Below are 16,070 nucleotides of genomic sequence, written 5' to 3' on the forward strand. Positions count from 1 at the left end.
ATTTGATGACCTCAAGCTGCTTCTCTGATAAGATCAGCATATCCGTTCTGTTCTAGATAAAGCGCTAATGATTTATCTCCGCTTTTAATAATACGTCCTTTATAAAGAACATGTACCGTATCAGGAATAATATAATTAAGCAGGCGTTGATAATGAGTAATAACCAAAAATGAACGCTTTGGATCACGGAGCTTATTGACACCATCTGCAACAATTTTTAGTGCATCAATATCTAAACCAGAGTCCGTTTCATCTAAAATACAAAGTTTAGGTTCAAGAAGCGCCATTTGTAAAATTTCAGCACGTTTTTTTTCTCCACCTGAAAAACCTACATTTAACGGACGTTTGAGCATATCCATATTTATTTCAAGTTTGGAAGAAATTTCCTTAACACATTTTATAAATTCAGGAATTTTGAGTTCTTGATCACCACGCGCTTTGCGTTGAGAATTCATCGCAACTTTTAAAAATTCCATCGTTGCTACTCCAGGTATTTCCATTGGATATTGAAATGCAAGAAAAACACCGTATGCAGCACGCTCTGCTGGATCCATTTCTAAAAGTGATTGTCCATTATAAAGAATATCGCCATCTATCACTTCATAATCATCACGACCAGCAAGTAAATAAGACAAGGTAGACTTTCCAGCCCCATTCTGTCCCATGATAGCAGCAACTTCACCATCTGCAACAGTCAAGTTTAAACCACGAATAACTTCTGTATTGGTCCCAACAATACGGGCACGTAAACCTTTTATCTCTAACATCATTTAATTCCTGTTCTGGCTGTTGTATGTTAAAAGTGTGCTTCTTTACTTAAAACAATTATCCCACACTACCCTCAAGACTGATACCAATAAGCTTCTGTGCTTCGACAGCAAATTCCATAGGAAGTTTCTGAATAACTTCTTTTACAAAACCATTCACAATTAATGCGATTGCTTCTTCTTCAGGAATTCCCCGCTGCATAACATAAAAAAGCTGATCATCAGAAATTTTTGATGTTGTTGCTTCATGTTCAAATTGTGCTGTCGCATTTTTTGCTTCAATATAAGGTACTGTATGAGCACCACAATCATTTCCAATTAACAAACTATCACATTGCGTAAAATTACGTGCATTGTGCGCTTTTCGATGTGCGGTGACTTGTCCTCGATAAGTGTTATTTGAAAAACCAGCAGAAATACCTTTGGAAACAATACGGCTGGATGTATTTTTTCCCAAGTGAATCATTTTTGTACCGGAATCAATTTGTTGATGACCATTTGCTACAGCAATAGAATAAAATTCTCCACGTGAATTGTCTCCACGAAGTAAGCAAGAGGGATATTTCCAAGTAATTGCAGAACCCGTTTCGATTTGTGTCCATGAGATTTTGGAATTATCACCCCGACAGTCTCCGCGCTTTGTCACAAAATTATAAATACCACCATTGCCCTCTTTATCGCCAGGATACCAATTTTGTACTGTAGAATATTTAATTTCTGCATTTTTGAGCGCAACGAGTTCAACAACAGCAGCATGGAGTTGATTTTCATCACGTTGGGGTGCCGTACATCCTTCAAGATAAGAAACGTAAGAATCTTCATCAGCAATAATCAATGTTCTCTCAAATTGTCCTGTATTGCGTTCATTAATCCTGAAATAAGTTGAAAGTTCCATAGGACAACGAACTCCTTTGGGAATATAAACAAATGAACCATCTGTAAAAACAGCTGCATTTAAAGCAGCATAATAATTGTCTCCTACAGGTACAACTGTTCCTAAATATTGATTAATAAGAGCAGGATGTTCGATAATTGCTTCTGAAATAGAGCAAAAAATAACACCAGCACGCGCTAATTCTTTTTTAAATGTCGTCACAACAGAAACAGAATCGAAGACTGCATCAACAGCTACCTGCCCTGACGCATAAACACTCTCATCAAAAGTAGAAGGATCAGATTGTTTTCTTACTCCTGCTAAAATTTCTTGCTCCTTAAGTGGAATGCCAAGTTTTTCATAAGTTGCCAACAACTCAGGATCCACTTCTTCCAAAGATTTTGGTCCTGTATGATTTTTAGGAGCGGCATAATAATGAAGCTCCTGAAAATCAATTTTGGGATATTCAATACGCGCCCAATCAGGCTCTTGCATTGTCAGCCAACGGCGAAAAGCTTGTAAACGCCATTTTAGCATCCATTCAGGTTCACATTTTTTAGCAGAAATAAATCTGATAATATCTTCATTTAAACCCTTTGGAGCTTTATCTGTTTTAATTTTGGTTTCAAAGCCGTATTTATATTGATCAACATCTATTTCACGTACTTGACGTATTGTTTCTTGTACTGCCGGCATAAATCTTCTCCATTTGAGGGCATCAAGAATCGATGATTAAAGGTCTTGTCTTTTAAAAGAATGAAGAAAGCAATTCATTTACTAGGTTATATGCAAAGTGGGAAATTTTCAATCAAGCTTATTTTATTTTTTAAAATAATTCTAGTTTTTATAAAGTTCCAGCTTTTTTCTTATTTATAATTTGAGAAAAAAACAATAAAAAATCATCAATATCTTTGGAAGTCGTGCACCGTCCTGTTGAAATACGAATTGCACCATTTGGAACATCATATCCCATTGCCTCCAAAACACGGCTTTGTTTTACTTTTCCTGAAGAGCAAGCAGAGCCTGCTGATACCGAAAATCCTGCCAAATCAAAACTAATTTGTAAAGTTTCAGCTTTTATGTTGCGCACAGTGAAATAAGTTGTGTTTGGTAAACGCTGAACTTTTTTGCCAAAGATTTCAACATCATGACATATTTTCTGTATTCCATCTTCTAATTTATGGCGTAAATAGAGTAATTGCTTTATTTCTTCTTGGTTATAGCAATCAGCCATTGCTGCCCCAAAAGCAGCAATAAGTGGCAATGCTTCTGTTCCTCCACGCAAACCTTTTTCTTGCCCTCCTCCAACAATAAGAGGATACGGCATCAAAAGGTTTCCGCATGAAACAAAAGCACCAATCCCTTTAGGACCACCAATTTTATGCGCAGACAATATAAAAAAATCTCCTTCCATCTGATGAACATCAACAAAATTTTTATCTATATACTGTGTCAAATCAACAATAAGAGTACCTCCACAGTTCCTAACAATAGCGGCTATTTCTTTTATTTGTTGCATAACACCCGTTTCACCATTTGCGGCTTGAATAGCAACAAGAGGAAGTCCCTTTGTTTTATCATGAAAGCTTAAGAGAGAGAGCAATTTATCTTGTTGAATAAGTCCATCTTGATCAACAGCAATTGTACTAATGAATTCTTTAGGAAAACGTCCACCTTCTGCAACAGATGGATGTTCAGTTGCCCCAATGTAAAGATGGGAAAATTGAACTTTAGAGCTTCCCATATTATAAAAGGGTGTTAATAAAGTCATGGCTGCTTCACTTGCACCAGACGTGAATACAACATGATCTGGATTTGCGTTAAGACTTTTAGCAATTTGTCGACGTGCCTTTTGTAATAAAGCTTTAGCAGCACGTCCTTCCGTATGAACGGATGAGGGATTACCAAAGATCTCTAAAGATTCCAGTAACGCTACCTCTGCCGCCTTCTTAAGCGGTGTTGTCGCGTTATGATCAAAATATCGACGTTTTACAACCATTTTATATCGTAATCATTAATCTTTAAGAATTGATTTTTAAAAAGTGGCGCAATTTTCTTGAAAAACACACCCAAAACAGAATATCTAACGGTTCATGAAAATAAAATGATTATATAAAGTAGACGAAGAGTAATAACAAGCCAAGGTCAATGAGAGCCTTTATAGCATTTAAGGAGCATTTAATGCCAGAAATTATTTTTAATGGTCCCGCAGGTCGGCTTGAAGGACGTTATCAACCTTCACAACAAAAAAATGCACCGATTGCGATTGTTTTGCATCCTCATCCTCAATTTGGTGGGACAATGAATCATAAAATTGTTTATGATCTCTTCTATATGTTTCAACAACGTGGTTTTACTACGTTGCGTTTTAATTTTCGTGGTATTGGTCGCAGTCAGGGCGAATTTGATTATGGAATAGGAGAACTTTCAGATGCCGCTGCTGCACTTGATTGGGTGCAAACACAACATCCTGATTCTAAAAATTGTTGGGTCGCTGGATATTCATTTGGTGCATGGATTGGTATGCAACTTTTAATGCGCAGACCAGAAATAGAGAGCTTTATATCTGTTGCTCCTCAACCTAATATTTACGACTTTTCATTTCTTGCTCCTTGTCCCTCCTCTGGGCTTATCATTCACGGTGACATTGATAAGGTCGCACCCCCAAAAGATGTTCAAACACTTGTCGATAAATTAAAAACGCAAAAAGGCATCACTATTACACAAGAAATACTGGAAGGTGCTAACCACTTTTTTAGCGGGTGCAATCAGGAACTTATTGAAAAATGCGCACAATATTTGGATAATCATATTGCAAGTGAGCTCCTTACTTCTCCACCTGAAGTACTTTCACTTACTTAGAAATGTTGGAAATAAAAAAACATTCTGATAACAGATATGCTGTTTATTTGTTGCGTTTTTTCAAAGCTTTCTTCCTATTTTATTTGTCTCTAAAGGTAAAAGAATGCGTTTTTTTTCAATGAAAACTGTTTCTCCCTAAAATATAAAAGCAAGATAGGCTCTGTGTTATCAGTAATATTTTTCATTCTCTTGTGAGATATGCATTATCTATGCTAGAAAAGGTGCATAAACGATTTATTCTATAAATAATGCGATATTCATCAGGAAATAAAATCTGTGCTTGCCTTTAAATCTGATTTTTTAAACATTATGAGCGAACGTGGTTTTATCCACCAAATTTCCGATGAAAAAGGCTTAGATGCTCTTTTTTCAAAAGAAGTTGTGAGCGCTTATATTGGATTTGATCCTACAGCATCAAGTCTCCATGCTGGCAGTCTTCTTCAAATTATGATGCTTTATTGGTTACAAAAAACCGGTCATCGACCCATTGTTTTGATGGGAGGAGGAACAGGATTAATCGGTGATCCTTCCTTTAAGGATGAAGCGAGACGTCTTCTGACACAAGATGATATTGCTGCAAACATTGCTGATATTAAAAAGGTATTTGCTCGATATTTAACATTCGGTGAGAGAGAAACCGATTCATGCATAGTCAATAATGCTGAATGGCTGTGCACCTTAAACTACTTAGAATTTTTGCGTGATATAGGAAAGCATTTTTCCGTTAATCGTATGTTGTCATTTGATTCTGTCAGACTCAGACTTGAACGCGAGCATTCTTTATCATTCTTAGAGTTTAATTATATGATCCTACAAGCTTATGATTTTGTTGAACTTTATAAGCGTTATGGGCTCCGTATGCAAATGGGTGGCTCTGATCAATGGGGCAATATTATTAACGGAATTGAACTAGGACATCGCTTAGGAACACCACAATTATATGCTCTCACTTCACCATTACTGACAACGTCTTCCGGTGCAAAAATGGGTAAGTCATTAAATGGAGCTGTCTGGCTTAATGCTGATATGCTGTCACCTTATCAATTTTGGCAATATTGGCGAAACACAGAAGATGCTGATGTTACACGATTTTTAAAGCTTTATACACCATTGCCAATGGACGAGATTCTTAAACTTTCTGCATTACAAGGGACTGAAATTAATGAAGCAAAGAAAATTCTTGCAACAGAAATTACAGCAATGTTACACGGACGCGATCTTGCAAATGCAGTAGCAGAAACTGCCCGTAAAACTTTTGAAGAAAGAACTCTCGGAGAAAATCTTCCAACTTTTGAAATTAACGCCAATGATTTAAAAATGGGTACTGGATTGCTGATTCTTTTAGTACAAGCAGGACTTTCTAAATCGAACAGTGAAGCACGCCGACATATTCAAGGTGGAGGAGTTCGTGTCAATGATCACATTATTGAGGATGAAACACATCTTATTCGCGAAGAAGATATCAATGCACAAGGAATCATTAAACTTTCTTTCGGTAAGAAAAAACATGTTTTGATAAAACCACTCTAATCTCTTTCTTTATGATTTTCTGATCTTATTTTATAACTTTTTACGTTGGTTTGATGCGCAAGGCTTGTGCTTCTAATGGCTAACCTCATTTTCTTAATTCAATCGTTATGCTATAATGCGCTCTTTACGATAGATAACAATTCTCCAAAATAATTATATATTCTAGAGAGAGTTGAAGAATGATGTCTATGATTTATTCTCTATACTCCATGGTCCTATGTATTCTCATAGGCAATGCTTACACAAAAAAGAAAGGCACAACAATGACAAAACAAATGAAAGGCACTCCAGCACCTGATTTCAATTTGCCGCGCGATGGTGGGGATAAATTATGTCTTTCTGATCTTCAAGGAAAAATGGTTGTTTTATATTTTTATCCGAAAGATGATACCAGTGGCTGCACAAATGAAGCCCTTGACTTTACCCGACTAAAGACAAAGTTTGATGAAATCGGGGTTGTTATTATTGGGATATCTCCAGACAATGTTAAAAAACATGAAAAATTTAAAATAAAACACGCGCTTGATATCATCCTTGTTTCTGATGAAGAAAAAACAACGCTTGAGGCTTATGGCGTTTGGGTTGAAAAAAGCATGTATGGACGCAAATATATGGGCGTTGAACGAAGCACTTTTTTGATTGATCCAACTGGAACAATAGTGGAAGAGTGGCGCAAAGTTAGCGTATCTGGACACGCCGAAAATGTTTTAGCTGCTGCTACATTTTTATATCGTAAAAGCTTATCAATTTAATAACGCAATGCCTCCTATAAAAAACGAAAGCCACTCTTCCTCTAATTGGTTTTTAATTGGTAAAAACTGGTTGAACGGAATGAACAACCGATTAAGCAAACACACTATAAAAGTTGAAAAGATTATATCTGATTAATCAATATCCTCAATTTCTGGGTCTTTTCCGTAGATGCGTCGAGCAAGTGCAGCTTCTATAAAGGAATCTAAATTGCCATTAAGTACGGATTGGGGATCCGTATTTTCAACACCTGTGCGTAAATCTTTGACAAGTTGATAGGGCTGAAGAACATATGATCTAATTTGATGTCCCCATCCGATTTCTGTTTTAGAAGCTTCAACAGCATTTGTTTCTTCTTCTCTCTTTTTGAGCTCTTCTTCATAAAGTCTTGCACGCAACATAGACCAGGCAATTGCTCGATTTTTATGCTGAGAACGCTCTGTTTGACATTGAACAACAATACCTGTTTTTATATGTGTGATGCGCACTGCAGAATCTGTCGTATTGACATGTTGTCCTCCAGCTCCTGACGCACGATATGTATCAATACGCACATCTGCTTCTGAAACATCAACTTCAATATTATCGTCAATAACTGGGTAGACCCAAATGCTTGCAAAAGAAGTATGACGTTTTGCATTTGAATCAAACGGCGAAATGCGTACCAAACGATGCACACCTGATTCCGTCTTCAACATACCATACGCATTATGCCCTTTTACAAGAAGAGTCGCTGATTTTATTCCGGCTTCTTCTCCATCGTGAATTTCTAAGATTTCAACCTTCATTTTATGCTGTTCAGCCCAGCGCATATACATGCGTAACAGCATAGAAGCCCAATCTTGGCTTTCCGTACCTCCTGCACCAGCATGCACTTCTAGATAAGTATCATTCTGGTCGGCTTCTCCTGAAAGAAGCGCATCAATTTGTCTTTTATCTATTTCACTCTTAAGATTGCGTATTGAATTTTCTGCATCCGTGATAATTTCGATATCACTTTCTTCTTCACCCATTGCGATTAACTCAATGCACTCTTCAAGTGTTTTTGTAAATGATCGAATGCCATTAATGGAATCATCAAGACGCTGACGCTCACGCATCATATCTTGCGCTTGTTGTGCATTATCCCAAAGTGTTGGATCTTCTGCTTTTTGATTGAGATATTCGAGACGTTTGAGTGATTGATCCCAGTCAAAGATGCCCCCTTAGCAACTTAATTGCTTGTTGGATTTCCTCGACTAATGTTTCTATTTCCGCTCGCATAATTTAACACCATCATTTTTATTTTTTAAAATTCTTTAGAGTTATGCATTTTAGCATTTTTACAAATTCAAGGGTCATAATAAGAAGCCAGCATAGCTTCCTTAAGCTCTTTGACTGTAGCTATACTGCAAAAAACAGAGAAAAATTCTTTCTCTCTGCCAGTTACCTAAAAAAGATTCTTACCGATTAATACAACCCACCTGTACCACTTTCAAGAGCCTTGTTGACTTGTGGAGAAGTCGTTATTACAGGAACACCTTCTTGAAAAGAGTTCGTACTTCCAATGACCTGATATATATCAGCAGGTCCAGTTCCTGGTTTAAAGGCTTCTATAATAACATCTTGCTCTCCTCTTTCTGCAAGCATACCCGTCTTACGATTAATAGGCATTAAAATCATACCTTCCGGCATTTTAAATGGTACATCTGGCTTTCCTTTCAAAGCCGCTGCCATAAACTCACCAAAAATAGGCGCGGCCAATGAACTTCCCGTTCCATTGTATCCTAAAGGTGCTGGTTGATCGTAACCGACAAAAATACCAACAACAAGATCAGGGGTAAATCCCATAAACCATACATCTTTGGAGTCATTCGTTGTTCCTGTTTTAGCAGCAATATGTCGATTGAGATAACGCAAATGCCCAGCTGTACCGCGCTGAATAACCCCTTCCATCATTGATGTAATCTGATAAGCTGTCATAGGATCAAGAACTTGATCTCGCTCATCAATCAATGTGGGTTCACTTTGATTATCCCATGACTGAGCATTACAATTTTCACAAAAACGATCATCATGACGGTAAATTGTTTTCCCATAACGATCTTGAATTCTGTCTATTAAAGAAGGATTAATAGAGCGTCCCCCATTGGCTATCACTGAATAAGCTGTAACCATCCGTAGAACTGTTGTTTCAGCAGCCCCTAAAGCCATGGGAAGATAAGGTTGTAATTCATCTACAATACCAAAACGCTCTGCATATTCAGCAACAAGAGGCATTCCCATATCATTGGCAAGCCGTATCGTCATAAGATTACGAGAATATTCAATGCCATAACGCAACGTCGAAGGTCCTGCAAAAGTGCCACCATAGTTTTTAGGTTGCCAAACCTCACCATTATATTGGCGAATTTCAATAGGACCATCTAAAACAACGGATGCTGGTGTATATCCATTATCAAGTGCGGCTGCATATACAAAAGGCTTGAAAGCAGAACCAGGCTGACGATAGGCTTGTGTTGCACGATTAAATTCAGATGCTGCAAAAGAAAACCCTCCTACCATCGCAAGAACACGCCCTGTATGAGGTTCCATAGCAACAATTGCACCCTCAACCTTTGGGATTTGTTGTAAACGATAAATATTGTCTGTATTTGAGGTTTTTTCGACAAAAACAACATCTCCAACTTGCAGAACATGAGATAAATCCCGAACAGTTTTTCGATAGCCATTTTCTTTAATAATATGTAATGCCCATTTTGAATCGGTTTCAGACAAAACAGCAATTTCCCGCTTTGTTGATAATAAACCTGAAGCTTCGCGCTGTGGCTGTAAACCAATCTCTACTTTATGAGCGTTAGCAGAAAGAACAACAGCTAAACGCCATTCAGGAACGTCACTTAATCCAGCTATATTTGCAAGTTCTACACCCCAATCATCTTTCTTATCAATATGTCCATAAGCTCCGCGCCATCCTTGTGAATGATCAAATTTAATTAATCCATTGTGCAAAGCACGCCTAGCAATAAGTTGCAAATGCGGATCAAGTGTTGTACGAATTGAAAGTCCACCTTCGTAAAGTGTTTTTGCTCCATAGCGGTGCATTAGACGACGTCGCACTTCTTCAGTAAAATAGTCAGCAGCAAAAACGTAATTATCGCTTCCCCGTATTGTGACCCCTAACGGTTTTGCTTTAGCTTCTTCACCTTGTTCATGTGTTACATATCCATTTGCAACCATCCTATCTATAACCCAATTGCGCCGATTAATAGCCCGTTGTGTATTCTTAAATGGATCATAATTTGCTGGACCTTTGGGAAGAGCAGCCAAATAAGCGCACTGCTCTAAGGTAAGATCATTTACGGATTTATTGAAATAGGTCAAAGATGCTGCTGCGATACCATAAGTACTACGACCAAGATAAATTTCATTGAGATAAAGTTCGAGAATATGATCTTTCGAGTAAGTCTTCTCAATACGCATTGCCAGGATAGCTTCCTTTAATTTACGCTCCAACGTTGCGTCTGAGCTTAAAAGAAAGTTTTTAGCGACTTGTTGTGTAATGGTTGATGCCCCCTCCGGACGTTTTCCAGAACCAATATTGCGGATATTATTGATTAAAGCTCTAGCGAGCCCTTCGGGATCTAAACCAAAATGATGATAAAAATTTTTGTCTTCAGCTGAAATAAAAGCGTCTTTAAGAAGTTTTGGGATTGACTGAATTGGTAAATAGAGGCGACGTTTTGTGGCAAATTCTGCCATAAGGCTTCCATCAGAAGCATGAACGCGAGTCATCACAGGTGGCTCATAGAGCGAAAGAACTTCATAGTCAGGAAGCGGACTCGTCTGACTTTTTGCTATCGCTCCCTGCGTCATTACTCTCCAAAACCCAATTATAACAACAAAACTCAGAAGATATCTAAAAAAAATCATCATCAAAACGGCTATCGCTTTCTTTAGAATGAGAAAAAAAAACACATCACCTCACCAACAAAAAGGCGACATGAAATACTACTGCGAGAAAAAACTGTTTTTCATCTCTATATTTATACTATAAAATTATATTAATACTCTATTTCCCCCCCCATTTAAAGAGGCTGCATAATTTTCTGTCTATACTCAGCGAATTGACGAATAGAATAAGCGATAGAAGCAGCCATTTGTTTTCTCCATTGGGGATTATTTAATAATTTTTCATCCTCTTTATTTGATAAATAACCTATCTCTATCAAGACAGAGGGAACATCTGGAGCTTTTAAAACTTGAAAATCAGCATATCGATGAGGATTATTTATCAAATTGATGTGACTCTTTGATAAATTTGAGACAACATTATTAGCAAAATTAATCGAAAATGCATGCGTTTCACGTCGGGTCAGATCGAGCAAAATATCTGTTAATTCAAGCGATTCTTCTTTCGGTAAACCGTCAAGTAGATCAACCTTATTTTCACTTTCAGCTAAAGACTTCGCAATTGCATCAGATGCCTCGTCCGATATGGTATATACTGTAGCACCACGTAGAGAATGTACATCAATTGTATCGGCATGAATAGATATAAAAAGATCAGCATCAAATTCCTGTGCCTTTTTAACTCTTTCGCTTAATCTTAGAAAGATATCAGAATCCCGTGTTAACGCAACAATGGTGTGGGAACCTTTTTGTAATTCATCTCGCAATGCACGTGCAAAGGCTAGTGTTACATCTTTTTCTAAAATTCCAGTAACTCCCCGTGCACCACCGTCAATACCACCATGTCCAGGATCAAGTACAACACGAAAACTACGGGGGAGATCTCTCTGTATTTTCGTATTGAAATCAGCTTTTTGTTGTTTTTTCAATACCTCATCAAACTTTTTTTGTGTGCTTTGGGTAATATCAATCAAAAGTTGCCATGAACCATTCTCTAATTTTTGTACTGTACTTTTTTCAACAACAAACGCTGTTTTGCTTATCAAAATAATACGTGAAGTTTTTACATCAGAAAAACTATAACGCACATCTGAGAGCATACTCGATAATTTATTCTGTTTCTTTAAAGATGTGTTTTGCACTGAAAAATCAACAATAGGTAAATTGATAACCAAACGTGCAGGATTATCAAAAATCTGCAAAAAAACATTTGGTTCAGCATTAAAAACTGCAATAATACGCGTGCGCTTACTATCACCAATGGTTCGCAAATTGACAAGTTCCAGGGCGTCCGCAGCTTGGATATTTGTTTGGAATATTGAAAAACATAATATACAGTATGTGAGGTGTAAAATAATACGCCAATAAGCTGCTTTTGGCTTTTTTATAGAAAAACCTCTTATCATAAGCAAAATACTCTACTCTACATTAAACAAACAATTCATCTTAGTTATAACAACAGTGATGCCAATAGCTTTAAATTTAAACACTAAAAAACTAAATTAAGGCAATAAGGACATTATAATGGCATATCTTAATAATTGTTACTTGCCAAAAGTATGATATCAACATAAAAGAACATTTACGCTTTCTAGCTGATAATAGCCACCATCTAAATTATCTGTAGTCCATATTAAATTGTCTTTAGAAAATCTGTTGCATATTACAAATTACAAATTTAGACTTTTTATGGATGAAAAGTCTTTATGTTAGCTAGGATTGCGTTATAAGATTAGCTGGTTCGGATATCCGAACTTTTTTAAAGATTGTTTTGCCGGAGACTTACAAAAATATGAGTCATACAAAACAGATGGAAATGATGATGAAAAATGCTTTCAGTGCAATCATACATCTGCACTTGATTCCCCATCCTGTTTTGCTGGCACCTCCCTTTTATGGCAGACAGCCCTTTATGTTTACGAATAGTCATGCTGTTCGTTTTAATCAAATTGCGCATGTCGCCTTCAGGATTTTAACTTATGTCAAACAAAATGCTTATAGATGCCTCCCACCCGGAGGAAACACGTGTTGTTGTTGTTCATGGCAACAAAATTGAAGAACTTGATTTTGAATCGGAACATAAAAAGCAGCTCAAGGGGAATATTTATCTAGCACGTATTACCCGTGTAGAGCCATCTCTTCAGGCAGCTTTTGTCGAATATGGTGGTAACCGCCATGGTTTTTTGACATTTTCTGAAATTCATCCTGATTATTATCAAATACCTCTTGCTGATCGCCTCGCTCTTCTTGAAGAAGAAGAAAAAGCTGCCGTAGGAGAAAGTCATATAGATGTTCTCATTGAAGAAACAAACAAAAATAAAAAACGCTCCAGAAAAACAAAAAAAGATAAGAAAAATAGCACCATGGCAGCGGATGTTGTAAATAACATTACATTCGATGCAATCACAATTGATGATGCAGAAGAAGCATTTGATGCAAATGTTTCTCATGACGACATTGAAATGGTTGGTGCAGAAGATGTCCGTGAAGAACTCCCTACTTATCAACGTAAACAAGGACGTCAGTATAAAATTCAAGAAGTGATTAAACGACGTCAAATTTTATTGGTGCAAGTTATCAAGGAAGAGCGTGGCAATAAAGGTGCCGCACTCACAACATATTTATCTCTAGCAGGTCGTTATTCTGTTTTAATGCCCAATACAGCGCGTGGTGGTGGTATTTCACGAAAAATCACGAATGCACAAGATCGCAAGCGTCTTAAAGAAATTGTAAAAGAATTAGCAGTTCCAAAAGGTATGGGAGTTATCTTGCGAACTGCTGGAGCTAATAGAACAAAAGCTGAGATTAAACGCGATTATGAATACCTTACACGACTATGGGATACTGTTCGCACTTTAACACTCAAGTCAACTGCTCCATGTCTTGTCCATGAAGAAAGCAATCTTATAAAGCGTTCTATACGCGACCTTTACAATAAAAATATCAATGAAATTCTCGTTTCTGGTGATCAAGGATATCGTGAAGCAAAAGACTTCATGCGTATGCTGATGCCAAGTCATGCAAAAGTTGTGCAACCTTATCGCGATCCTATCCCTATTTTTGCGCGCAATAATATCGAAATTCAACTTGACAAAATGTTGCATCCTCAAGTTTCTTTAAAATCTGGTGGCTATCTTGTTATTAATCAAACAGAAGCACTTGTTGCTATTGACGTAAATTCTGGCCGCTCTACCAAAGAACTTTCTGTTGAAAAAACAGCTTTACAAACCAATCTTGAAGCTGCAGAAGAAATAGCACGTCAATTACGCTTGCGTGACCTCGCTGGCCTGATTGTAATTGATTTTATCGATATGCTTGAAGAGCGCAATGTCAGGATGGTCGAAAAAAAGTTGAAAGATTGCTTGAAAAACGACCGTGCCCGTATTCAAGTTGGTCATATTTCACATTTCGGACTTCTGGAAATGAGTCGTCAGCGTATTCGCATATCAGTTTTAGAAAGTACAACACACCCCTGCCCGCATTGCTCTGGAACAGGAAATGTACGCTCTGAATCATCAATTGCTTTACATGTGATGCGCTCAATTGAAGAATATCTTCTTCATAATCCGAAACATAACATTACTGTGCGCACTCCTGTAGCAACAGCGTTTTATGTCTTAAACCACAAACGGAATATTCTTGTTAATTTAGAAGCACGCTTTAAGCTTAATATTAGTATTGAAGCAGATGATAGCATCGGAACACAACATCTCATTATTTCTAAAGGGACAATAGCAGAGACAATTTCTCAACCTCCATTAATTTTTGAAAATGACCATAAAGAAGTCATTGAAAATACTCTTTTAAGAGAAAGCAGAGAGAGTGAATTTATCGAAGATAACACATCCATTGAAACAAACCAAAAACGTCGACGTAAAAATCGTCAAGATGAGATTCATGATAGTTCTCTGTCTACGGTTCATAAAAAAGATGATATAGTAAATGAAGATTCCCGTCGTCGAGGACGTCGTCGAGGACGTCGTGGTGGTCGTCGTAATCAGGAGAATAATCTTTATCAGATTCATATTCCTTATGCAGAACCAATTGGAGAATTTGCCAAACAGGCCTTGGCAGAAATTAAAGCAGATTACCGTCAACGTCATGTTCAAGCTGCTAAGTCTGTGGAGTTTGAAGAAGTAAAAAACAATACACAACACTTAACTACACAACAAGATGAATCTGTAAAAGTTGATGCAGTTGCTAAACCTCAAAAGCGTAAGGCACGTTCTTCAAAAACAAGGCAAAATCAGAAACTCATTGAAAATAATCAAAGTGTGACAACACCAGAAACTCTAGAAGAAAAATCTGCAGAAAGTTTACGAAATAAAGTTAAAACAAAAAAAGTAGATGAAGCTTCTTATGAGGTGGCGGAAAAAACTCCTGCAAATAGTAAAAAATCAGTACGAAAAACACGAAAAAAACCATCCCCTAAGGACTTACCACAAATACAAATAGAGGAAATATCAAAACAAGAAACTATAATAGAGGAAGTTATTGAGCCAACTTCCTCCAAAACTGAAGTAATAAACAACCAACCCGTTGTTGTATCATCAATGCCTGAGGATGTTCCCAAAACTAAGCGTGTTGGTTGGTGGAAACGCAAAACACTGTCCAAGAATTAAGTATAAAAAAACCGCCACAAATATTTGTGGCGGTTTTAAAAGAAAAACAAGAAAAATGCTTTTTTTATTTTTCTATGTCATGTGTTTATTAATTTTTTTTAGCTTTTTCTTGCTCAGCCCGCATACGATCTTCAATCTCTTTTTGCTTTGATTGAATAGCTTGTTGTAATTTTATTTGTTCTTGTTGAAAATCTTTTTCTTCCATACCAGGACCTGTGTATGCGGCTGAAAATCCTTTAAGAGAAAATTCAATAGGATTAGCTGAACCACGGAAATTAATTGTGGTTACAACCATTTTAGAACCACTTTTCATAGCAGCAATGAGCTTATCATCTAAAACATCATTGGCAATACAACTTGGTCCATTACAAATAATGTAAGGAACTTTTTTAGAGAAATTATCTCCAATTTGAATATGGACACCTTCTGGCAAAAAACGACCTGTAGGCACTTGAATACCTATACGTCTTTCATTTTGTTTCCCTTTTATTTCAACGAGATTAAAAGCCGTCAAAGGTTGTCCAGTATTTGATACAACAGTGTTCATTGTATTACAAATATCAACATCATGCTGCTTACTGCAAACTTTATACCAACCTTGAGATAAAGTTTGTGCACTCGCAGGAGCATAAATTGTAATAAAAAGAGCAACAGCTCCAGCTAATATTGAAACAACAAAATAAATATTTTTATGCGACATGATTAAGTTAATCCTTTCAACGCGCTTTCACAATAATCCCAACATTAGGAATATTAAAATAATCTCAATAATTG

At 36.9% G+C, this 16,070-nt stretch carries 11 protein-coding genes; 4 read left to right on the forward strand and 7 right to left on the reverse strand.

Going from position 1 to position 16,070, the window contains the following annotated elements; translation table 11 throughout:
- Positions 1–11: 11 nt before the first annotated feature.
- The 3 genes from sufC to AYT27_RS04445 all read right to left on the reverse strand — a co-directional run bounded on the left by sufC (position 12) and on the right by AYT27_RS04445 (position 3,640).
- The gene (gene sufC / locus AYT27_RS04435; RefSeq protein ID WP_011180756.1) at positions 12–767 is read right to left on the reverse strand and encodes a Fe-S cluster assembly ATPase SufC; all 756 of its coding nucleotides are present in this window, start codon (positions 765–767) and stop codon (positions 12–14) included.
- A 58-nt stretch (positions 768–825) separates the two neighbouring features.
- Positions 826–2,337: a Fe-S cluster assembly protein SufB gene (gene sufB, locus AYT27_RS04440; RefSeq protein ID WP_011180757.1), complete on the reverse strand. Its 1,512-nt coding sequence runs from the start codon at positions 2,335–2,337 to the stop codon at positions 826–828.
- Between the two features lie 148 nt (positions 2,338–2,485).
- Positions 2,486–3,640: a cysteine desulfurase family protein gene (locus AYT27_RS04445; protein WP_011180758.1), complete on the reverse strand. Its 1,155-nt coding sequence runs from the start codon at positions 3,638–3,640 to the stop codon at positions 2,486–2,488.
- 182 nt (positions 3,641–3,822) lie between these two features.
- On the opposite strand from AYT27_RS04445, the gene AYT27_RS04450 reads away from it, so the two are divergent.
- From AYT27_RS04450 to AYT27_RS04460, 3 genes are all read left to right on the forward strand, one after another.
- The gene (locus tag AYT27_RS04450) at positions 3,823–4,503 is read left to right on the forward strand and encodes an alpha/beta hydrolase (RefSeq protein WP_011180759.1); all 681 of its coding nucleotides are present in this window, start codon (positions 3,823–3,825) and stop codon (positions 4,501–4,503) included.
- 276 nt (positions 4,504–4,779) lie between these two features.
- Positions 4,780–6,033 (forward strand): tyrosine--tRNA ligase, encoded by a 1,254-nt coding sequence (tyrS, locus tag AYT27_RS04455; RefSeq protein ID WP_011180760.1) that lies wholly within the window; start codon positions 4,780–4,782, stop codon positions 6,031–6,033.
- 263 nt (positions 6,034–6,296) lie between these two features.
- The gene (locus AYT27_RS04460) at positions 6,297–6,785 is read left to right on the forward strand and encodes a peroxiredoxin (RefSeq protein WP_011180761.1); all 489 of its coding nucleotides are present in this window, start codon (positions 6,297–6,299) and stop codon (positions 6,783–6,785) included.
- Between the two features lie 132 nt (positions 6,786–6,917).
- Here the strand turns inward: AYT27_RS04460 and prfB are convergent.
- From prfB to AYT27_RS04475, 3 genes are all read right to left on the reverse strand, one after another.
- Positions 6,918–8,046, reverse strand: a protein-coding gene (gene prfB, locus AYT27_RS04465; protein ID WP_099358243.1) for a peptide chain release factor 2 whose coding sequence is annotated in 2 segments (ribosomal slippage) — positions 6,918–7,976 and positions 7,978–8,046 — 1,128 coding nt in all. Because the reading frame shifts where the segments join, the coding sequence is not laid out codon by codon here.
- A gap of 186 nt (positions 8,047–8,232) precedes the next feature.
- Positions 8,233–10,698: a penicillin-binding protein 1A gene (locus AYT27_RS04470; protein WP_034447809.1), complete on the reverse strand. Its 2,466-nt coding sequence runs from the start codon at positions 10,696–10,698 to the stop codon at positions 8,233–8,235.
- Positions 10,699–10,850: 152 nt separating this feature from the next.
- Positions 10,851–12,080 carry an N-acetylmuramoyl-L-alanine amidase family protein gene (locus AYT27_RS04475; RefSeq protein WP_011180764.1) on the reverse strand — a complete coding sequence of 410 codons (1,230 nt, stop codon included), beginning with the start codon at positions 12,078–12,080 and terminating at the stop codon, positions 10,851–10,853.
- 573 nt (positions 12,081–12,653) lie between these two features.
- Between AYT27_RS04475 and AYT27_RS04485 the strand changes: the two genes are divergently transcribed.
- Complete coding sequence (locus AYT27_RS04485; protein WP_011180765.1) at positions 12,654–15,296, forward strand: Rne/Rng family ribonuclease; 2,643 nt, start codon at positions 12,654–12,656, stop codon at positions 15,294–15,296.
- Positions 15,297–15,384: 88 nt separating this feature from the next.
- On the opposite strand, the gene AYT27_RS04490 is transcribed toward AYT27_RS04485, so the two are convergent.
- Complete coding sequence (locus AYT27_RS04490) at positions 15,385–15,996, reverse strand: invasion associated locus B family protein (RefSeq protein ID WP_011180766.1); 612 nt, start codon at positions 15,994–15,996, stop codon at positions 15,385–15,387.
- Positions 15,997–16,070: the final 74 nt, after the last annotated feature.

This window comes from Bartonella henselae str. Houston-1 (assembly GCF_000046705.1).
Taxonomy (GTDB): domain Bacteria; phylum Pseudomonadota; class Alphaproteobacteria; order Rhizobiales; family Rhizobiaceae; genus Bartonella; species Bartonella henselae.

Bases quoted from the DNA above. Each gene is read 5' to 3' on its own strand.
- AYT27_RS04460 (WP_011180761.1), top strand. From the start codon at position 6,297: ATGACAAAACAAATGAAAGGCACTCCAGCACCTGATTTCAATTTGCCG.
- AYT27_RS04450 (WP_011180759.1), top strand. From the start codon at position 3,823: ATGCCAGAAATTATTTTTAATGGTCCCGCAGGTCGGCTTGAAGGACGT.
- AYT27_RS04490 (WP_011180766.1), bottom strand. From the start codon at position 15,996: ATGTCGCATAAAAATATTTATTTTGTTGTTTCAATATTAGCTGGAGCT.
- AYT27_RS04445 (WP_011180758.1), bottom strand. From the start codon at position 3,640: ATGGTTGTAAAACGTCGATATTTTGATCATAACGCGACAACACCGCTT.
- AYT27_RS04475 (WP_011180764.1), bottom strand. From the start codon at position 12,080: ATGATAAGAGGTTTTTCTATAAAAAAGCCAAAAGCAGCTTATTGGCGT.
- AYT27_RS04485 (WP_011180765.1), top strand. From the start codon at position 12,654: ATGTCAAACAAAATGCTTATAGATGCCTCCCACCCGGAGGAAACACGT.
- sufC (WP_011180756.1), bottom strand. From the start codon at position 767: ATGTTAGAGATAAAAGGTTTACGTGCCCGTATTGTTGGGACCAATACA.
- AYT27_RS04470 (WP_034447809.1), bottom strand. From the start codon at position 10,698: ATGATGATTTTTTTTAGATATCTTCTGAGTTTTGTTGTTATAATTGGG.
- sufB (WP_011180757.1), bottom strand. From the start codon at position 2,337: ATGCCGGCAGTACAAGAAACAATACGTCAAGTACGTGAAATAGATGTT.